The 19780-nt window shown below is 45.6% G+C and carries 18 protein-coding genes; 4 read left to right on the top strand and 14 right to left on the bottom strand.

Going from position 1 to position 19780, the window contains the following annotated elements; all coding sequences use genetic code 11:
• Positions 1-37 precede the first annotated feature (37 nt).
• The 5 genes from pepN to L5M51_RS06320 all read right to left on the bottom strand — a co-directional run bounded on the left by pepN (position 38) and on the right by L5M51_RS06320 (position 6433).
• Positions 38-2587, bottom strand: a complete 2550-nt coding sequence (gene pepN / locus L5M51_RS06340; protein ID WP_263171999.1) for an aminopeptidase N — start codon at positions 2585-2587, stop codon at positions 38-40.
• A gap of 86 nt (positions 2588-2673) precedes the next feature.
• Positions 2674-4719: a carboxy terminal-processing peptidase gene (gene prc / locus L5M51_RS06335; protein WP_263171998.1), complete on the bottom strand. Its 2046-nt coding sequence runs from the start codon at positions 4717-4719 to the stop codon at positions 2674-2676.
• A 28-nt stretch (positions 4720-4747) separates the two neighbouring features.
• Complete coding sequence (gene proQ / locus L5M51_RS06330; RefSeq protein WP_028759761.1) at positions 4748-5377, bottom strand: RNA chaperone ProQ; 630 nt, start codon at positions 5375-5377, stop codon at positions 4748-4750.
• A gap of 280 nt (positions 5378-5657) precedes the next feature.
• Positions 5658-6116 carry a GAF domain-containing protein gene (locus tag L5M51_RS06325; RefSeq protein ID WP_028759760.1) on the bottom strand — a complete coding sequence of 153 codons (459 nt, stop codon included), beginning with the start codon at positions 6114-6116 and terminating at the stop codon, positions 5658-5660.
• A 17-nt stretch (positions 6117-6133) separates the two neighbouring features.
• Positions 6134-6433 carry a YebG family protein gene (locus L5M51_RS06320; RefSeq protein ID WP_105252655.1) on the bottom strand — a complete coding sequence of 100 codons (300 nt, stop codon included), beginning with the start codon at positions 6431-6433 and terminating at the stop codon, positions 6134-6136.
• 207 nt (positions 6434-6640) lie between these two features.
• Here L5M51_RS06320 and L5M51_RS06315 point away from each other — a divergent pair, with 207 nt between their 5' ends.
• The 3 genes from L5M51_RS06315 to L5M51_RS06305 are packed head-to-tail and all read left to right on the top strand — an operon-like array spanning position 6641 to position 10518.
• A complete protein-coding gene (locus L5M51_RS06315) occupies positions 6641-7273 on the top strand; it encodes a paraquat-inducible protein A (RefSeq protein WP_131523341.1) in 633 nt (210 codons plus the stop codon).
• Position 7274: 1 nt separating this feature from the next.
• On the top strand, positions 7275-7892 hold the full coding sequence (locus L5M51_RS06310) for a paraquat-inducible protein A (RefSeq protein ID WP_263171996.1): 618 nt from the start codon (positions 7275-7277) through the stop codon (positions 7890-7892).
• Positions 7879-10518: a PqiB family protein gene (locus tag L5M51_RS06305; RefSeq protein WP_263171994.1), complete on the top strand. Its 2640-nt coding sequence runs from the start codon at positions 7879-7881 to the stop codon at positions 10516-10518. Before L5M51_RS06310 ends, L5M51_RS06305 begins: the two co-directional genes overlap by 14 nt.
• A 142-nt stretch (positions 10519-10660) precedes the next feature.
• Here L5M51_RS06305 and L5M51_RS06300 read toward each other — a convergent pair whose 3' ends face one another.
• Positions 10661-11887, bottom strand: coding sequence for a nucleoside recognition domain-containing protein (locus L5M51_RS06300; RefSeq protein ID WP_263171992.1), 1227 nt, complete (start codon positions 11885-11887; stop codon positions 10661-10663).
• A 223-nt stretch (positions 11888-12110) separates the two neighbouring features.
• Here L5M51_RS06300 and rsmF point away from each other — a divergent pair, with 223 nt between their 5' ends.
• Positions 12111-13556, top strand: coding sequence for a 16S rRNA (cytosine(1407)-C(5))-methyltransferase RsmF (rsmF, locus tag L5M51_RS06295; RefSeq protein ID WP_263171990.1), 1446 nt, complete (start codon positions 12111-12113; stop codon positions 13554-13556).
• Between the two features lie 269 nt (positions 13557-13825).
• Here rsmF and L5M51_RS06290 read toward each other — a convergent pair whose 3' ends face one another.
• The 8 genes from L5M51_RS06290 to udk all read right to left on the bottom strand — a co-directional run bounded on the left by L5M51_RS06290 (position 13826) and on the right by udk (position 19780).
• On the bottom strand, positions 13826-14614 hold the full coding sequence (locus L5M51_RS06290; protein ID WP_263171989.1) for a TatD family hydrolase: 789 nt from the start codon (positions 14612-14614) through the stop codon (positions 13826-13828).
• Positions 14615-14747: 133 nt separating this feature from the next.
• Positions 14748-15074: a PilZ domain-containing protein gene (locus L5M51_RS06285; RefSeq protein WP_028759752.1), complete on the bottom strand. Its 327-nt coding sequence runs from the start codon at positions 15072-15074 to the stop codon at positions 14748-14750.
• Positions 15075-15080: 6 nt separating this feature from the next.
• Entirely contained in the window at positions 15081-16037 is a 957-nt protein-coding gene (holB, locus tag L5M51_RS06280; protein ID WP_263171988.1) for a DNA polymerase III subunit delta', read from the bottom strand.
• Positions 16031-16657, bottom strand: a complete 627-nt coding sequence (gene tmk / locus L5M51_RS06275) for a dTMP kinase (RefSeq protein ID WP_263171986.1) — start codon at positions 16655-16657, stop codon at positions 16031-16033. Before tmk ends, holB begins: the two co-directional genes overlap by 7 nt.
• Positions 16658-16679: 22 nt before the next feature.
• On the bottom strand, positions 16680-17717 hold the full coding sequence (gene mltG / locus L5M51_RS06270) for an endolytic transglycosylase MltG (protein WP_263171984.1): 1038 nt from the start codon (positions 17715-17717) through the stop codon (positions 16680-16682).
• The gene (pabC, locus tag L5M51_RS06265; RefSeq protein WP_263171982.1) at positions 17714-18523 is read right to left on the bottom strand and encodes an aminodeoxychorismate lyase; all 810 of its coding nucleotides are present in this window, start codon (positions 18521-18523) and stop codon (positions 17714-17716) included. The genes mltG and pabC overlap by 4 nt, the downstream gene beginning before the upstream one ends.
• 5 nt (positions 18524-18528) lie before the next feature.
• Positions 18529-19110 (bottom strand): dCTP deaminase, encoded by a 582-nt coding sequence (gene dcd / locus L5M51_RS06260; protein WP_006081925.1) that lies wholly within the window; start codon positions 19108-19110, stop codon positions 18529-18531.
• A gap of 31 nt (positions 19111-19141) precedes the next feature.
• Complete coding sequence (gene udk, locus L5M51_RS06255) at positions 19142-19780, bottom strand: uridine kinase (protein WP_011846994.1); 639 nt, start codon at positions 19778-19780, stop codon at positions 19142-19144.

The raw sequence follows: 19780 nt of genomic DNA, 5'->3' as shown, positions 1-19780 counted from the left end.
AGGGCAGCACAGACTGCTGCCCTCCTCCTACAAACTGCTATTTTGCCAATGCTTTAGAGACTTTTTCGTACATATCCTTAGATAAGTCAGGCAAAGCCAAAAGTTGTCCTAAACAGGCTTTTATCAAGGTTTGGCGGCCTAAGTCGAATTTATGATACTGGATCAATGGCGTCACCATACGGGCCGCAACCTGCGGATTGAGCTTATTAAGGGTCATTAAGCATTCGGTTAAGAAAGCATAACCCTTACCGTCTCTATGGTGGAATTGATAAATATTACCGGCAGCAAAACTGCCCACTAAAGCACGCACTCGGTTTGGATTGCTCATACTAAAGCACTTGTGTTGCTGCAACTGACGCAAACACTCAATCACATCATCTGCATCACGGGTCGCTTGCAACATAAACCATTTATCCATCACCAATGGTGTATCCTGCCAACGTAGCTCAAATGTCGTCATCAGTTCATCACGACAAGGTAAATTCCCAACATTGGCTGCCGTCAACGCACCAAGAGAATCCGTCATATTACTGGCGTTATCGAACTGAGAAATCACTAACCCCTCAGCCTCATCCGACACCCGAGCTAACCAAGTTAAACACTGATTTTTAAGGGCTCTTGCCTGCGTACTCTCTACTGCGACTAAAGAACGATATAGCGCAATCAATTCATCTTCACTATGTGAAGCGAGCTCTATTAGTACAAATTCACGTGCTAAAGCTAACGCATCTAGATCAACATTCTCTGTTTGCTCAATCAAAGCCGAAGCCGTAGGTATCGCTAATATTTCGGCGATCAATGCCGGATCAAGCTCAGTGTCTAACAACACACCTTTAAAACTATCGCGCACACGGGGATCGAGAGCCATAGCTTGTTGCTGTTGTAAACTCGCCACATTTTGCCAAATAGCTTGACTCACTAGGGTCACAGAGGCTTCCCAACGCGCCACTTCGCTGCTAGCAAAACGCATCAAGTGAACGAGTTGATCCACATTGAATCGATATTGTAATTTGACGGGAGCGGAAAAGTTTTGCAGTAACGAAGCGACGGGTTTATGAGTGAGTCCATCAAAGCTAAACACTTGTTCAGTTTGAGTAAAATCGAGAATCTCATTCACTAAAGAATGGCCCTTCGCATCTAAGAGCTCTAAGCTAAACGGAATATGCAGCGGTGATGCACAGTTCACTAGACTTTGTTTAAGGGTCAATTGATAAACGCCCGTTTGCGCATCAAAACTGTCCATCGCAGTCACAATCGGCGTACCGGCTTGGCTATACCATAAACGGAATTGGGTTAAATCCACTCCGCTGGCATCTTCCATTGCCGCCACAAAATCATCACAGGTGACAGCTTGGCCGTCGTGGCGTTTAAAATACAGTTTCATTCCCGCCTGAAACTTTTCTTCGCCGAGCAAAGTGTGCATCATGCGGATGACTTCAGCGCCCTTGTTATACACAGTCACAGTGTAGAAATTATTCATCTCAATGACAGATTCTGGACGAATAGGATGGGACATAGGGCCAGAATCTTCTGCAAATTGCTGATTTTTGATCACTTTAATTGCGTGAATTCGATTCACAGCACGAGAGCCTAAATCTGAGCTAAATTCTTGATCGCGAAAAACCGTTAAGCCTTCTTTTAAACTTAATTGGAACCAATCGCGGCACGTTACGCGGTTTCCTGTCCAATTATGAAAATACTCATGGCCTACAACCGATTCAATGCCGTGATAATCCTCGTCGGTGGCCGTTAAGGTATCTGCAAGCACATATTTAGTGTTAAAGATATTTAAGCCTTTGTTTTCCATCGCACCCATATTGAAAAAGTCGACGGCCACTATCATGTAAATATCTAAATCATACTCAAGATCAAAACGGCTCTCATCCCATGCCATGGATTTCTTAAGTGATGCCATCGCATGGTGTGCTTTATGTAAATTACCTTTATCAACGAATACTTGCAGGATCACTTTACGGCGACTGCGGGTAATGAACTCATCTTGCAACAGATCAAAATCGCCAGCGACTAAGGCAAACAAGTAAGCCGGTTTTGGAAACGGATCTTGCCAGCAAACATAATGGCGACCGCCCTCTAATTCGCCTTGATCAATCAAATTACCGTTACTCAGTAAAAACGGGAATGCGGCTCTATCGGCTTCGATGCGCACAGTATATTTGGCTAATACATCGGGACGGTCGAGGAAATAAGTGATCCGTCTAAAGCCCTCAGCCTCACATTGCGTGCAGTAGGCACCATCGGACATATACAGGCCTTCAAGGCTCGAATTGACCTCGGGATCGAGCTTAGTGACGATGTTCAGCTCAAACTCATCAAGCTCAGTTTCTAGAACTAATTGACCTGCACTAACATGGTAAGGCACAGCATCACCATTAATAGTCAGTGAAACAATGGTCAAATCTTCGCCATCCAACACTAAGGCTTGTGCATGTTTTGAAGTGCGTTTTATACGACTGATCGCCTGCACTTGGGTTTCATTGCCTGCCAAATTAAAAGCTAAATCGATAGTCTCTATCGTAAAAAGTGGCGCTTGATAATCTTTTAAGTATTTTGCTTGAGCTTGTGTCATTTCGATCCCTTTAACGCTGATCTAAATAAGAAAAAACGCGCCATAAGCGCGCGTTTTGATATCGGATAAATCGACTCGACTAGCGCCTACTTAGCACTAGTTTTAGCCATTTTTTGCACATCAGCCATATCTAAGGTGATATAAGCGGTTTCGTCTAAAAATGCATCTGGCAATTCAGCGTCGTCTTTAATGTCTTCCATTGATTTAACCGGTGCCAAACCATTGGCGACTCGACGCTCGTTTGTTCTGTCGAGGACTTTTTTCTCATCGGCTTCACGGGAAGCAATACGCTCACTTTCAACCAGAGACACAGTTTTCTCTTTATGATGCTTTTTAAAATCGGCAATATCTTGATTGATATAGGCAAACTCTACGCTGTTTTTTATACGGTTAAGGTGCTTAGATTCAAGGCTAGTCACTAACTCAGGCGTAACATCATTAAGCGTGCCATATTGCGCCATAGGCACTTTATCCCAAGGTAAAGCATTTTTCTCTTCAGCTTCACCGTACTCGCCCGGCTCCAACGCACTTGGGTAAGCAATGTTGGGGGTCACACCTTTAATCTGTGTACTACCACCATTAATACGGTAGAACTTTTGAATCGTATACTGCACATGGCCAATTGGCTTCTCATACATGTCGTAGATACGGCCTAGGCTCTTATGCTGCTGTACTGTGCCTTTCCCAAAACTTGACTCACCGACGATCAGTGCACGGTCATAATCTTGCAATGCGGCAGCAAAAATTTCAGAGGCTGAAGCACTGTAACGGTCAACCATCACAGTCAATGGTCCTGCATAACTGGTTTTACCGTCGTTATCACGATGCGCAGACACTCGTCCATCGGCATCACGAATTTGCACTACAGGGCCCATATCGATAAAGAGTCCCGTCAGCAGCACGGCTTCCGTTAATGCCCCCCCACCGTTACCTCTAAGGTCGATGACAATGCCTTCTACTTTGGCGTCGTTTAACTTCACTAGCTCTTTTTCAACGTCCTGCGACAAATTCATATAGAAACCAGGAATTTGGATCACGCCGACTTTGCGATTAGCATACTCGCCGTCTTTAGGTTCAATCACCTTAGAGGTTGCAGCTCTGTCTTCAAGGCGAATTTTATCGCGAACTAAGGTAACGTCGAATGGCTTCGCATTCGAACCACCTTTCTTCGGTAAAATTTGCAGTACAACTTTACTGCCCTTAGGCCCTTTGATCAGATCAACTACGTCGTCTAAACGCCAGCCAATCACATCAACAATTTCACCGCCTTCTTGACCGACGCCGACAATCTTGTCTTCCGGCGACAGTTTTTCACTGCCCGCAGCAGGGCCGCCAGTAATTAAACTTTTAATGACAGTGTAATCGTCTTCGAGTTGCAGTTGAGCACCAATGCCTTCAAGACTCAAGTTCATTTCCATTTGGAAACGTTCAGCATTGCGTGGTGAAAGGTAACTTGTATGTGGCTCAATGCTACGGGAGAAGGCATTCATCACGCCTTGGAACACGTCTTCACTGTTAGTTTGAATCAACCGTTTAATAGCGTTGTTGTAACGCTTTTGGAGGATATCAACAATCTCAGGCCATTGTTTACCTGTGAGTTTAAGATTTAGTGCATCGTATTTAACACGTTGACGCCATAACTCATTAATTTCTGTCTGGTCTTTTGGCCATGCGGCCTCATCGCGATCGTACTCATAGGCATCACCGGGCGCAGAAAAATCCATCTCTTTATCTAATAGAGATAAAGCATAGACAAAGCCTTCATAGCGGCGCTTTTGGACGATATCAAACATTTTATAGGCAGGCTCAAGTTCACCAGAACTAAGCATGTCATCGAATTGGGTAACATAAGGTTTAAAACTATCGACATCCGCTTGGGTTAACACATTGCGGCGATAATCCAACTGCTGCAGATAACGATCAAAAATTTGCGCAGAAAAGGCGTCATCGAGATTGAATCTATGATAGTGCGAACGAGTGTATAAGTCCGTTACCCTTTTGCTCGCAACCTTATGTTGCGCTTCCTGCTTGAGAGTGGGTAACTCGCTGATTTGAATAGTGGGTGGTACGGCCCAAGCCGAGAATCCGACAAAAACAGTGGCGATCGAGGTAGCCAAAGTGAGTTTTCGCATCAACAAGTTACTCCGTTTTAATAAATGATTACAGCAGGATATGTTCTGCTCTAACTTTAATCGTTAGGCCACTATCAAGCTGAACATGAATATCTTCCTTGTTAATGTCAGTAATCACACCGGCTACGGGTGTCATACCTAATTTAACATTGACGCGTTGTTTTTTCGTTAAATCAGTCAATTGTGCTTGAACATAATTGACGACTGGCGCTGCAGCTTTTGGTGCAGGCTTAGCAGGACGCTCAGTTTTAGGACGCTGAGGAACGGCCACCTTTTTAGGTGCTTTCTTCGCCGCAGGCTTAGGTGCAAGTGCTGCACGTTTCGCTTTGGCCTTATCCTGACTCTCTTTCAACATGGCTTGAGCATGATCAATGTGCTCTTGCTCTAACTCGCCGCAAGGTTCGCCATCCAGGTTTACGCGTTGTGCGCCCGCTTTAACGCACTTTAAATAGCGCCAGCTGCTGGTGTAACGTCTCAAGGCAACTCTGAGCTGAGTTTTACTGACTTTAGAATCATCAGCCAACCTTTCAGCCAAATCTTGAAACAATCCGATTTTTAATGGCTTAGTTTCACCTTCAGCAATAAAGCACAAAGGAAATGTTTCATACAAATACGCCAAAATTGCATTGGTGTCGGTCAACTTTTCTGTTGATTCCATCATTACTTCCACAGTCAAAAAGGGACATCGATTCGAGGTGATATATATCAGCTTCTTACATGTCGTTTATCTTCGTTAAACTCAATATTGAGTCAACGTACAAATTAGCATCCTAGCCGCGTTTACTAAAGTTAAAAAATATACCTTAACAAATTTTGACAGCTCAAAACACTAAGCTTATTCATTGCATGCCAATCAAACCAGCTTAATGCGTGCAGGCGCATATTATAAGGCGCACGCCACCGATTGCGACTATGAATTATGCGTTATTGTACGCAAATTAATCAAATAGGCAGTTTTCAAAACTTTTAACCAGTAATTCCAGCCCCTTTTGGTCTTCTTCATCGAAACGATCGAAGATAGGACTGTCAATATCGAGCACGGCAACCACGTTACCTTGCGCACGAACTGGCACAACGATTTCAGAATTACTGGCAGAATCACAGGCAATATGACCATCAAATTGATGGACATCGGCCACTCGCTGAGTTTGATTAGTGAATGCTGCTGTACCACACACACCTTTTCCTAACGGAATGCGTGTACAAGCCACTTTACCTTGAAACGGACCAAGAACCAGTTGTTCACCACGCATGACGTAGAATCCCACCCAGTTCAGCTCAGTTAAATTATCATTGAGCAAGGCTGAAAAATTCGCCATCGCCGCAACAAGGTCGTCTTCCCCTTCCAACAAGGCCAAGGCTTGACGGTTAAGTGACTCATAAAATTTCGATTTCATTACATTTCCTAACAATTTTATTCTGCTGCTTCGGTCTTTTTAGCCGCTTTTTTCGCTGCAGGCGGATTCGTTGGCGTACTATTAACCTGAACGGCGCCTTTAAGCAAGTTCGTCAGCTCATCTTTATTGTTAGCAAAATAGAATGCGAGCTTTTCACCCACACTTTCATCTATACCCAAATCAGCTTTTTGAATGAAGGGGATAAGGTTATCGGCGATATCGAGCATCTTATCGTAGGCATCAGCCTCCTTCTTAGATGTGAATGTCATCTTTTCAACCCCTTCTCTGACCACGACAAACTGTGTTATTACTGCCATGACTGCCCTCGCACTGTTTTTATATACAGTAACTAGAGTGACATAGATTGAACTTGTGATGCAAGTGTTCTGATTAATCTGATATTATTAGCGTACTTTCGTTGCCAAGATTATAAAAGCGCTAGACGTGGCTGAACAGCTAACTAGCACGACACTTTGCACCGATCTCGCTGTTATTACTCCTATTAGGCTAATATATATTTTTATATGCATGAAAACGCAGCAGAAAATTCAGTAACCCTATGCCGTTCCTGCGATTTAGCGATCCGCAAACGTGCCTTGCCTAGCGGCGTTAGAGCACTCTGTCCTCGTTGCAGCACTGCACTTTATGACACGCCATACTGCTCTGTGAATGGTATGTTAGCCCTATGTATTTCGGCATTAGTGTTTTATTTCCCTGCCAATTTTTTACCCGTACTCGAGATCCACTTTTTCGGCAGTATTCGTACTACTACGGTTTTCCAAGGGGCATTTGCAGTATTTGACCAAGGCTATTGGGTTGTAGGTGTCGCCGTACTTGCCGCAGCTGTGATAGGTCCAGGCTTATTACTGTTATCGATATTGACACAGATTTTAATTGTAAAATGGGGGTTGAGTAGCCTTTTTTGGCGTAACTCATTGAAGCAGTTATTAAAATTTCATGGTATCTTATCGCAGCTCACTATGCTGGAAATTTATGTGATCAGCTTTTTAGTTTCATCATTTCAGCTATCTGATTTTTCGGACATTTATTTTGGTATGGGCACATTTTGCTTCACTATGCTGTTTCTCGTGACCTTGTTTCTACAAAGAGAATACGACTTAGAACATATGTGGACGTTATTGGAAGGTCATAGCTGATATGAAACAACAAGGTAAAGATATCGGCCTATGTCTCTGTAAAGTGTGTAGCCAACTCAACAGCAGTGAACTCACGCACTGTCAGCGCTGTGAAACTGAGTTGCACGTCAGAGACTATTCCAGCCTGCAAAAAAGTTGGGCTTTGTTGATTACCGCTGCCATCTTGCTGGTGCCAGCCAACATTTACCCTATCACTATGCTGACCAACCAAGGCCAAGTGCGGCACGACACCATTTTTTCAGGCATTTTGCATTTAGTACATTCAGATATGCTGCCTATTGCCATCATAGTGTTTACCGCCAGTATTTTAGTACCATGGATTAAAATCATCGGCTTATCCATTTATCTGTGTGCGATAAGCTTTGATATCCCGATTTCAAAAAAGAAATTGATGGTGGGTTTTCACATCATCGAATGGATTGGCCGCTGGTCAATGCTCGATTTATTTGTCATCTCAATCACAGTGGCATTAGTGAACATGGGACAATTACTCGACGCGAAACCCGCGCCTGCGGCTACCGCATTTGCCTTGGTGATTCTGTTAACTCAGTTAGCCGCAAAAGTTTTAGACACTCGTTTACTCTGGGATCGATTGGAACCTCAAGATGACACAAATTGAATCGCCGAAAGTTATAAAGAAAAAACTCTTTTCGCCCATTTGGCTGCTTCCTATTGTCGCGTTGGCATTAGGTGCTTGGCTGGGCATTAAGAGCATTAAAGAATCGGGGGTTGAAATTCAAATTCACTTTCCGAGCGCCACAGGGATTGATGTGGGTAAAACCTTAGTCAAATACCAAGGTTTGACTGTCGGTAAAGTTAAAGACATTGGCATAGATGACGATCTCAAAGGCGTGAACGTCAAGGTCATGATGGACTACCGCGCTAAGCCTTTCTTGAATAAAGAAACCCTCTTCTGGCTTGTCACACCTAAAGCAAGTATTACAGGTGTTGAAGGCTTAGATGCGCTGTTTTCGGGTAACTATATTGCTATCCAACCAGGGAAAGGTAATGCCTCGACCTTTTTTGAAGCAGAACGCCAACCGCCGCCGATGCAAATCGGCTCAGAAGGTGTGATGGTCGAATTGACCTCCGATAAACTCGGTTCACTCGATGTTGGCTCGCCAATATTTTTCCGCCAAATCCCCGTGGGTAGCGTGGTCAGCTATCGTTTAGATGGCAATCAAAGAGTCATTATCAGCGCTTTCATTCAAGAGCAATATGCGCGGTTAGTGAAGAAAAATTCTCACTTTTGGAATGTTTCTGGCGTCAAAATTGATGCTTCACTAACTGGAGTTAAAGTCAGTTCAGAGAGTTTGGCATCCATTCTGGCTGGCGGCGTGAGTTTCAGCTCTGACGATAAAGCAGACATAGCTAAAAACGGTGACGTTTTTTCGCTTTATGATTCAGAAACCACTGCCCTTGGCGGCATAGAAATAAACCTAACCATGGCTGACGCTAACGGTATCGACAAAGGCACCCGCATCGTTTATCGCGGCATGAGCATTGGCAGTATTTTAAGTAAACAACTCACGTCCAATGGTGTTACAGCCGTGGCTAAGTTTGAACCTCAATACGGTTCACTGTTAACTAACGACGGCGTGTTTTGGCTTGAAGGTGCTGATATTTCCCTCTCAGGTATTAAAAATCCAGAACGTTTACTGACAGGTAGCGTGATCAACTTCCTGCCAGGCATCAACACCAAAAGCGCGGTACCAAGCAGCTTTGCCTTACAATCAAAGGCACCTGATTTACTGCAATCAAAGAAGCGTTTCTTGACCTTAACCTCAGCCGAAAACATGGGCATTTCAGCGGGCGCTCAAGTTCGCTTCAAGCAAATACCCATCGGTTCAGTGCTTGCGGTTAAGTTAACTAAAGATTTATCGGCGGTGGAATACCAACTCGAGCTACAACCTGAGTTTGCCAGTCTAATTCGCAGCGACAGCTATTTTGTGCCTGAGTCGGCATTAACGGTAAACGCATCGTTAGACGGTGTCTCAGTCAAAGCAAGGGATTTTACAACGCTCACTCAAGGTGCAGTTAGCTTGATCCAAGGTCAAAGCGACACACCTTTAGCTGCTAACAGCGCTCTGACCCTCTTTAGCTCTGTGGATGCCGCGACAGCTTTTTATGATCGTCAACAGCAAGTGCATTTAACGTTAATCAGTCAAGATGGCGCCGATGTCAGCCAAGGCTCACCGATTTACTATAAAAAAATGCAAATTGGCACAGTTGACTCAGTGAACTGGCAAAGTAAGACCGAAGACTTTGCTATCAAGCTCGCTATCGACAAACAATTCCAGCCCTTGCTGAAAAAGCCGAATGTGTTCTGGCGTAACAGCGCCGTGGATATCAGTGCCAGTCTTGCCGGTATTGATGTCGCCGTTGCCCCGCTACAAGGGGCATTAAAGGGCAGCATCAGTCTGGGACTGCTTGATAGCAATGACAAAGCCAGCAATGCAGCTAACTTAAAACTCTATGAAAGCAAGCAGCTGGCATTAACTCAGGCGCAGGCGATTCGCCTCATATTACCCGCCTCCAGTAAGCTTACGGCCAAGGCCGCGATTCGCTATCAAGGTCATCAAGTGGGTGAAGTGTCGCAGGTGAAGCTCAATGCGGATCTCGATACACTCACAGCTAGCGCATATCTCTACGGGGAATATGCCGAACATTTCAGCCGCAGTGACTGTGAATATCATTTAGTGGATGCACAAATTTCTCTGGCGGGGATCAAAGCGCCAGAAACGCTGATCACAGGTCCTTACATAGGAGTCTTACCGGGTAAGGGCAGTCAAAAAGCGACCCAGTTTGTTGCCAACCTCGCTGCCAGCAGCTATGCCAATGTTGCCGAAGATGCGCTGAAATTCATTCTAGAAGATACTAGCCTAGGCTCAATGAAAGTCGGCACACCTATCTTCTTCCGAGGGATTAAAGTCGGTCAAATCGACGGTTATAGCCTATCGACACAGGGTAATAGTGTATTGATGCAGGCCCATATCGAGGCTCAGTACAGTCACTTAGTGAATCAAAGCAGTCAGTTCTGGGATGCCTCAGGGATTAAAGTCGATGTCGGCCTCTTTTCAGGTGCACAAATCGAAGCGGGCTCGCTGGAAACCTTACTCGCTGGCGGCATCAATGTGGCGACTAAGGACACGACTCAAGGGGATAATCGTTTAGCGACTGGGACAGTATTAAGATTACAACACAAAGCCGAAAACGAATGGCAGCAATGGGCACCAGCCCAGTAATTTTTTTCATCAAAATACTTACACCAACGCACTAATATTAAAGCTCTTATAAATAAATCAGGCGCATAATGCGCCTGATTTATTTTTAGCTTCTCTCGCAATGTTATTGAGACATTCTAGATCGCTCAATACTCTAGCCCCCTTATCCATAAAACCAATAACAAACAGCAATCGCGGCGCTGATCCCCGCAAAGTCCGCAGTTAAACCGCAAGCCAAGGCGTGGCGTCCATGGCGAATACCCACAGAACCAAAATACACAGCGAGAACATAGAAAGTGGTTTCAGTGCTACCCTGAAAAATCGCCGCTAATCGACCCGCAAAGGAATCTACTCCGTGGTGATCCATTGTCTCAAGCATCATGGCTCTGGCACCTGAGCCACTAAAAGGTTTCATCAGCGCGGTCGGCATAGCATCGACAAAACGCGTATCAAAACCTAATATCCGCACACCAGTGGCAATCAAGTGCAACAGATAATCCAAGGCGCCGGATGCACGCAGTAAACCAATCGCTAATAGCATGGCGAGCAAATAAGGGATCAATTGGATGGATTGGGCAAAACCCGCCTTCGCCCCATCAATAAACTCATCATAAACCGCCACCTTGCGAATGCCCGCAACAATCACGAAGGTAAATATCAATAACAGCAAAATACCATTGCCCATTGCCGTCGACACAGTGCCAATGGCCTCAGCACTTAAGGTCATCAGATAAAAACCACTCGCCACTAATCCTGAGAGCATCAAGGCGCCATAACCGAGCACCACTGAGTTTAATAATGAAATTCGCTGCACTAACGCCACAACCAGCAAGCCCGCCAATGTCGATGCCGAAGTAGCCAGTAAAATCGGCAAGAAAATATCCGCAGGCGCAGCGGCACCTTGCTGGGCACGGTAAAGGAATACCGTCACAGGCACTAAGGTCACAGAGGAAGTATTGAGTACTAAAAATAAGATTTGCGCATTGGTCGCCACGGTTTTTAGCGGATTTAAACTCTGTAAATCATGCATCGCCTTTAAACCAAGTGGTGTGGCGGCATTATCTAACCCAAAGATATTCGCTGTTAAATTCATCGTGATACTGCCAAAGGCCGGATGCCCCTTGGGCACTTCAGGCATCAAACGGCGCAGTAATGGCTCAAACACAAAGGCAATAGCGCCGACAACGCCAGCCTTTTCTCCTACCTGCATCAATCCCATCCACAGGGAAAGCACGCCAATCAGCCCAAGGGAAATTTCAGCAGCAAGCTTAGCACTCGCAAATAATGCGGCGACCGAAGCCGATAGGACTTCTATGTGCCCATTGAACAGTTGCACTGCTATTGCAAGCAATGCTGTGATAAAAAAAGCCAACCACACGCGATTCAGCACGCTAATCCCCTTATTTTTATTTGTTTTTATTCTATTAGCTCATGGCTACTGAGTGCTAGCTTTATGGCGACTCATTCCAATATCGCTCAAATCGTCAAGCATAAACATTAAATCACAATAGCAGCCTTGGCTGCTCGGGAGAAAATCTCAGACCCAATAAGGGATTATGATATACTCGCGCCAGTTGATACACAGTCTATTTTCCTATGGTTCAATGAAATCAATGGTCCAATTAAATCAAAATTTTATCGATACAATCACCCAAGAACTCCCCGCCCATTTATCCATGGACGAGTTTATTGCCGCTTGCGACAGGCCGCTTAGACGTTCAATTCGGGTCAATACCTTAAAAATTAGCAGCGACGACTTTAAGACCCTGATGCAACCTAAGGGCTGGACGTTCGATCCTATTCCTTGGTGTGAAGACGGATTTTGGATCAGTTACGACGAAGAAGAACAGCTCGGCAATGCCTTAGAGCACATTCAGGGTCTATTCTACATTCAAGAAGCCAGCTCTATGTTGCCGCCGACCGCACTATTTACGCCTAGTGCAAAGTGGCAGTGCGTACTCGATCTCGCCTCCGCACCCGGTTCAAAAACCACTCAAATGGCCGCATTGATGCAAAACCAAGGCTTATTGGTGGCTAATGAGTATTCGGCGAGCCGCGTAAAAGTATTGCACGCCAATGTGCTGCGCATGGGTGCGAGCCACTGCGCCCTCACTCATTTCGATGGCCGTGTATTTGGCGAATACCTGTACGAAAGTTTTGATGCCGTGCTTATCGATGCGCCCTGTGGCGGTGAAGGCACAGTGCGTAAAGACGCCGATGCACTAAAACACTGGAGCCTAGACGATGTGCTGGCGATTAGCGAAACCCAAAAAGCCTTAATCGAATCGGCGTTTCTCGCCCTGAAACCCGGTGGCATTTTGGTCTACTCAACCTGCACCTTAAACCGCCTCGAAAACCAAGGCGTGTGCGAGTATTTAAAGCAAGTCTACGGCGATGCGGTGCAATTTGAATCCTTAAGCGATTTATTTGATGGCGCAGATCGAGCTACAACGCCCGAAGGCTTCTTACATGTCTGGCCACAGATTTACGACAGTGAAGGTTTCTTTGTCGCTAAATTGACAAAAACGGCCTCAGTGCCGCGTTTACAACCAGAGCCTAAACTACAGAAAAACTTTCCCTTCACGCCCGCATCAGCGAAACAAGCCCAAGGGATCAAAGACTATTTTCAGCAGGATTTAGGCATCAGCTTACCGGACGAACTCATCATGGTTCGCGATGATGAATTCTGGCTATTTCCGCATGAATTCAACGCTTTTATCGGCCGTATGCGCTTTCAGCGCATTGGTATTAAACTCGCCGATAACAGTAAACACGGCTTTAAAGTCCGCCATGAAGCGATTATTGCATTAGCAGGAAAACAGCTCAGCCCAACCGCAAAAACGGTCGATGTGAGCGATGTTGAAGCGAAAGAATATTTGATGGGGCGAGATATTGCCCTAAACACCGCAGTGAAAGCTCAAGGTGAAGTGATCGTCTGTTATGGCGGAGCACCATTAGGCATGGCGAAACATTTAGGCAATAAGTTAAAAAACAACCTACCCAGAGACTTAGTGAAAGATAAAGTGTTACTGCTACCAGAACAGACAAAATCGTTATAATTTCGCTGTTTTTTAGCGATAAATAACCTAAAAAAGGGGAAAGTGAGCGCGACTACAAGACAAAAGCTCGACTACACTGAGTCTATTGTAAAGCGCACTGCATGGCGCTTTCACCTGTAGCGCACGGCTCTTCAACGAGCCATTCCCCTAGGCCCAAACAGCTTTCATCGTTTTGGGCCTTTTTTTATGCCTGAGCCTTTTTGCTTGAGTCTTTTTGCCTCAGTGTTGGCAATCATGAAATCGCATAACGTGGGTCAAAGCACTTGCTGCTAACGGCCAACTAAACGCGCTGCATCTTTGAATAAATTAAAGAAGTTATTGCTGGTGTATTCAGCAAGATCTTCGTAACGCTCACCTCTAAGCTCTGCCACAAACTCAGCCACATCGCGCACATAGGCTGGCTGATTTTCTTGTCCACGGTGTGGGATCGGCGCCAAATAAGGCGAATCAGTTTCAACTAGCAGACGATCCTGAGGCACTTTACGGATAACGGTTCGTAGATCACCCGCATTTTTAAAAGTGACTATGCCTGAAACCGAAATATAAAAGCCAAGATCAATCGCCGCTTTCGCCATCTCCCAGTTCTCGGTAAAGCAATGCAGCACGCCGCCAACGTTATCCGCGTTGCCCTGCTTAAGCATATTGATCGTATCTTCACGTGCATCACGGGTATGGACAATTAAAGGTTTATTCACTTCGACCGCAAGGGCAATCTGCTGCTCAAAACATTGCTGTTGCAACAGCTTAGTGTCGTCGGCATAAAAATAATCTAACCCCGTTTCACCAATCGCGACCACTTTAGGATCGGTGGCAAAGCGGCGGATTTGCTCAACATCGAGGCCTTCTTTAACGTCTAATGGATGCACACCTAATGACAAAAATACCTGTTCGAAGGCTGCAACTTTATCTCGCATCGATTCAAATCCTTGCTGGCGTACATTCACGCACAACATATAGTCCACGCCACGGGCTTTAGCATTAGCAAGAATCTGTTCTAAGGTTTGTTGATCAGGCGCCGCTTTGAGGCGATCGAGATGGCAGTGTGAATCAATAAGCACAAGGATTTCCAAGCAGAGTAACAAAGGACGACAAGGATACCCAGCCAAGAGATCGAGGTCAAATTCAACAGAAGTAAATAGCCAGTTTAGGCAGTGAACAAACGTTTAAACCAGATCAATAATGCAGGCTAAGCTACATAGTGCAGGTTAGATCGCCGGAGGCGAGTTCGCGGGACAGTAACTTTTCGATATGGTGTTTATGGCTATCTGGCTCAGAAATAATTTTAATGCCAATCCCCACAGGGCGGCCACCCGACGCTCCTAAGGGATTAATCCACACCACAACACCACGAAATTCATTAGTGAGAGTTGCGCCGGGTAAACGATACGCAATCGTCAGCGGTTGGCCAAGATAATGACTTTCACTGGTCGCAATAAATAATCCTGCCGGCTTAATGAAAGGCATATAGGCACGATATAACTGATGTAAGGTATCAAAATTAACGACGAGATCTACCATGGCTTATTACTTATTTGTTATCTCTCTATATTCTAAGACATAACTTTGACACAGGGCCAGATAATTGACGCTCGGCATTGTGCTTAAGCTATGACACATTCCCATGATCTTAGCCGCCAAATTCCCGAGCTGCGCATGAACAAACGCATCTTGATGGCTATTTTTCAGTAAAACCTGTCGTATAAGTAGGTACAAAACCTTAAGAACATCAATTATTTGTTGTTCACTTATTATTAACAAACTAGCACACAGATGACCAGACGACAAACTTTGTGCCCAATCTTTGCGAAATTGTAGCAAGGATTGATACCGACTCTGTTGACTACTCTCAGACAGCAAGCTCTCAGCCAACTTTAACGGCCCACCCACGACACTCAAACACCAAGTTACATCCTCTTGAATACCACATCGCTGGGCAAGCCAGTTTTTGATGACCTCTCGACTCGGAACGACAAAAGGAATGCGTTGACAACGACTGCTAACCGTCGCCATCAAACGTGCTGGCGTATCCGACTGCAAAATCAGTAAGGTGTCTTTACCTGGCTCCTCAAGGGTTTTAAGGAGTGCGTTCGCGGCAGCGGAGTTAAGACGCTCGCTGTGGTGGATAATAGCTACACGCCTGCCACTTTGCTGTGCGGTGGCTGTCAGACGCGTACACAGCTCACGAATTTGATCAACTTTAATTTGATTGCCATCGGCGGCGATATGATAAAAATCAGGATGATTGCCAGCATCATAGAGCTGACAAGACTTACAAAAACCGCACGCGCCCACAGGCGTTGGCTGCAAACACATAGCCGCGCGCGCCATAAACACACTCAGCAACTCACCGCCATAGGCTGAATCAATACCCACGAGTTGTGCGTGAGGTATTTTTTGACGCGCTAATTGAGCTAAAAATGCCTGTCTTGGCCCTTCGAGCCAAGGTAATTGCTCAGCCGTAAATCCGGACTCGGCTACCATACCATCGCCTGAAGCACGGCTAAGATATCTTTGTGCACTTCGGCCATAGTTTGGCTCGCGTCTATAACCACAATACTGTCGTCTTCGCTGGCAAGTTTGAGATATGTAGCGCGTGCTCGCTCAAAGAAATCAATCGCTTGTTGCTCAATTCTATCAAGCTCACCACGTTTAGCTGCACGGGTAAGCCCAAGCTTAGGATCTAAATCTAAGTACAAAGTAAGATCGGGTTTAAATCCCTTTAGTGTTGCAGTGCTCACCGCTTCCACTAACGGCATTAAACCTCTGCCACCACCTTGATAAGCTAATGACGATAGATTATGTCTATCACCCAATACCCATTGCCCTTGCGCAAGCGCGGGCTTTATGACATTGGCAACCAACTGAGCTCTGGCAGCATAAATGAGTAAACACTCGGCCTCATCACACAGGGGATCGTTCGCATCGGCAATCTTAACTAAATCACGGATACGTTCAGCCAATGGTGTACCGCCCGGTTCGCGGGTGCAAATCGGCGCTTGACCCGTATGCTTTTCAATAAAGTCGCGAATAAGGTTAATCGCACTCGACTTACCCGCGCCTTCTAAACCTTCAATAACGATAAATTTTGCAAAAACTGACATTGGATTTTCTTTCTCTGCATTTTTACTTTGGTGATTTTTCTGGCGTCGCTGGTTTTGTCTTACGCTGATAGACGTCTACAGCATGATTGTGTTCTTCAAGCGTGGTTGAAAACACATGGGTGCCATCGTTGCGCGATACAAAATAAAGGTAACTCACACTGGCGGGCTTAGACACGGCCATCAATGAGGCTTTACTCGGTGCAGCTATCGGCGTCGGCGGTAATCCAAAGATGCGATAAGTATTAAAAGGCGTCTCTTCAACTAAATCTTTGCGGGTGATATTGCCCTTATAGCGATCGCCCATACCGTAAATAACGGTCGGATCGGTTTGCAGACGCATACCTAGGTTAAGACGATTAACAAATACACCGGCGATTTGCTCACGCTCATGGGCTTGGCCGGTTTCCTTTTCAACTATCGATGCCAAAATCAGCATTTCATAGGGTGATTTTAACGGTAAATTCGGCGCCCGTTCCGCCCACGCTTTGGCAAGCTCCTGCTCCATCATTTTATAGCTTTGAGTCAGCATGACTTTAGCATCCGCCTCGGCGGTATAATGATAAGTGTCGGGGAAGAATTTCCCCTCAGGCAAACCAGAATCATCGCCTTGTGTCATCAATACTGCTGCAAATGCTTCTGGTGACATTTGTAAATGCGGAGCACTGGTAAGTTGTTGTTCCCATTCCACAATAGTTTTACCTTCAACTAAGGTCAAACTGAAGGTTTTTACTTTGCCGGCAATCAAATCATTGAGTAAATCAGTAATCGTTTGTGAAGGTGATATTTCATAAAGTCCCGTGCGAATTTTGGCAAGCTCAGGACGAAACTTAAGTAGCCACTTGAGTTTCCACGTATCTTGAATAACGCCGTCATCGGCAAGTTGCTGTGCCAGTTGATTCACACTGGTGCCGCGCTCAACCTTCAACTCTTTAGGCTCGCTGAGGCTCAGCGGCGTTTGACTGTATTCGACAACTGTTTGATAGCCCCAAAAGGCACCCAAACAGACTAAGGTTAGCAAGGTCAACAGGGTTGAACTGGCGATAATAATAATTTTTTTCATAGAGTGAGTGAAAGTGTCTGTCTAAGTTGCGCGGTAATCGGAGCACGGGTGAACTTGAGCGAGTCTATCGCCAGTACATCCACAATCCCTAAAACGCTGTTAGTGATAAACGCTGAGTCAAATTCGATTAAACGCTCGGCGCCAACGGGCAAACATTCGATATTCATGTTCTGTTCAAGCAAGGCCAACATTATCTGTTCGCGCATCACACCCGCCACGCCACACAGGGCTAATGAAGGCGTGATAATGCGATTATCTTTGATAAAAAACACATTCGCCATCGAAGATTCAATCACATTCTCCTCGATATCTTTGACTAACCAGTCATCAAATCCCTGCGGTAAAGAGTGTGATTTAATCAAAACTTGTTCGAGTCGATTTAAATGCTTCATCCCTGCCAACAGAGGCTGCAAACCCAATCGTACCGACGACGTTTTAAGGCTAATACCCTGTTGCTGCCACTGAGCATAATGGCCGGGGATAGTATGAACTGAGACGATTTCAGTAGGATTAACCGTTTCTGGCGGTGTATAGCCACGACCACCAACACCACGGGAAACGATTAACTTAATGCAATGATGAGGATATTCAATGGCTAAGGTATTCAGTTGCTGTTGCAATGCTTTACTCATTTGCCATTGAAATCCAAGCCTTGCGGCGCCTGCGGTTAAACGGGCTTGATGGGCTTCAAAAAACATAATCCCCTCAGCGTCCGTTCGCATCGTTGCAAACAGACCATCACCGTAGGCAAGCCCTCGATCGGAAGGGTCGACACTTGCCTGCGATGCGCCATTCACCCAGAACACGTGTGTTAGTCCTGACTGATACGGCTAGCCACCGCTTCTTGCTGATCTTTGTACTTGGCACTTTTACGGGTGTTATAAGGACGTGCAACCGCATGATTTAAGCGTTCAAAGTTAAGCGCACCTATAGTCATGCGTGGACGCAAAGCTAAAGGCAACTTGCCGCTGTTATAGAACTCGAGCACGATTTTACCCTGCCAACCTGGATCGATACGGTGCGCAGTCACGTGCACCATCAGGCCTAAACGCGCCAATGATGAACGACCATCGAGCCAACCGACGATATCGGCGGGCAGCGTCACGCTCTCGTAAGTCACCGCCAAGGCCAATTCGCCAGGATGCAGGAAAAACGCTTCGCCATCAGGGATTTCGATAATTTCACTCATCACCCGATCAAGCGCAGCTTGCATCTCGACGCTTGGACCACTCAAGTCGATATAAGGCGCAGTATGATCTTTAAAGACGCGAAACTGTCCACCTAAGCGCACATCAACACTGACGCCTGAAATAGCTTCTATGCCTGGGCGAGGTTCTATTACGATAGTGCCGTTATCAAGGGCCTGTTCAATTTCGATATCGGTTAAGCGCATCTTGCCTATTACTCCTTGAATTTTTATGTCGTTATTTTGCCAGTAAATGTTGGATACGAGTTTTTAAAATATCGGTCGCAATACGATTCTTACCGCCACGGGGAACGATAATATCGGCGTATTGTTTCGACGGTTCGATAAACTGTAAGAACATAGGACGCACAGTTTTCTTGTACTGAGAAATCACAGATTCCATCGTACGACCGCGTTCTGCCACATCACGGGTTAGGCGACGTAGGAAACAAATGTCCAGCGGTGTGTCCATAAACACACTCGCGTCCATCAGCGCACGTAACTTAGGATCGGTCAGCAGTAAGATACCTTCTAAAATGATCACCTTTTTCGGTGTCATCGTCAGAGTTTCTGCTGTACGAGTGTGCTCTGTGTAGCTATAACAAGGGATATCAACAGCTTCGCCAGACTTAAGCAACTGTAAATGGGTGCACAACAGTTGATGGTCCAACGCTTTAGGATGATCGTAATTCGTTAATACCCGTTCATCCATGGATAAATGACTCTGATCGCGATAGTACGCGTCTTCATTAATTACCCCAATTTGATCTGTGCCTAAATCGCGGCGTAATTCGTCAAAAATCGTTTTGGCAATTAAACTTTTGCCCGATGCTGACGCGCCAGCAATTGCAATAATGACACACTGCTGAGAATTCAT

Source organism: Shewanella sp. SM73 (genome assembly GCF_025653795.1).
GTDB lineage: Bacteria > Pseudomonadota > Gammaproteobacteria > Enterobacterales > Shewanellaceae > Shewanella > Shewanella oncorhynchi.
The sequence above is the reverse complement of the archived record's forward strand: the minus strand, read 5'-3'. Positions and strand labels throughout refer to the sequence as shown.

Excerpts from the sequence above, each read along its gene's own strand:
- udk (WP_011846994.1), bottom strand. The coding sequence starts at position 19,780 with ATGAATTCTCAGCAGTGTGTCATTATTGCAATTGCTGGCGCGTCAGCA.
- proQ (WP_028759761.1), bottom strand. The coding sequence starts at position 5,377 with ATGGAATCAACAGAAAAGTTGACCGACACCAATGCAATTTTGGCGTAT.
- L5M51_RS06320 (WP_105252655.1), bottom strand. The coding sequence starts at position 6,433 with ATGGCAGTAATAACACAGTTTGTCGTGGTCAGAGAAGGGGTTGAAAAG.
- L5M51_RS06285 (WP_028759752.1), bottom strand. The coding sequence starts at position 15,074 with ATGGTAGATCTCGTCGTTAATTTTGATACCTTACATCAGTTATATCGT.
- rsmF (WP_263171990.1), top strand. The coding sequence starts at position 12,111 with ATGGTCCAATTAAATCAAAATTTTATCGATACAATCACCCAAGAACTC.
- pepN (WP_263171999.1), bottom strand. The coding sequence starts at position 2,587 with ATGACACAAGCTCAAGCAAAATACTTAAAAGATTATCAAGCGCCACTT.
- L5M51_RS06310 (WP_263171996.1), top strand. The coding sequence starts at position 7,275 with ATGAAACAACAAGGTAAAGATATCGGCCTATGTCTCTGTAAAGTGTGT.
- L5M51_RS06315 (WP_131523341.1), top strand. The coding sequence starts at position 6,641 with ATGCATGAAAACGCAGCAGAAAATTCAGTAACCCTATGCCGTTCCTGC.
- L5M51_RS06325 (WP_028759760.1), bottom strand. The coding sequence starts at position 6,116 with ATGAAATCGAAATTTTATGAGTCACTTAACCGTCAAGCCTTGGCCTTG.
- prc (WP_263171998.1), bottom strand. The coding sequence starts at position 4,719 with ATGCGAAAACTCACTTTGGCTACCTCGATCGCCACTGTTTTTGTCGGA.
- dcd (WP_006081925.1), bottom strand. The coding sequence starts at position 19,110 with ATGCGCTTAACCGATATCGAAATTGAACAGGCCCTTGATAACGGCACT.
- mltG (WP_263171984.1), bottom strand. The coding sequence starts at position 17,717 with ATGAAAAAAATTATTATTATCGCCAGTTCAACCCTGTTGACCTTGCTA.
- tmk (WP_263171986.1), bottom strand. The coding sequence starts at position 16,657 with ATGTCAGTTTTTGCAAAATTTATCGTTATTGAAGGTTTAGAAGGCGCG.
- holB (WP_263171988.1), bottom strand. The coding sequence starts at position 16,037 with ATGGTAGCCGAGTCCGGATTTACGGCTGAGCAATTACCTTGGCTCGAA.
- L5M51_RS06305 (WP_263171994.1), top strand. The coding sequence starts at position 7,879 with ATGACACAAATTGAATCGCCGAAAGTTATAAAGAAAAAACTCTTTTCG.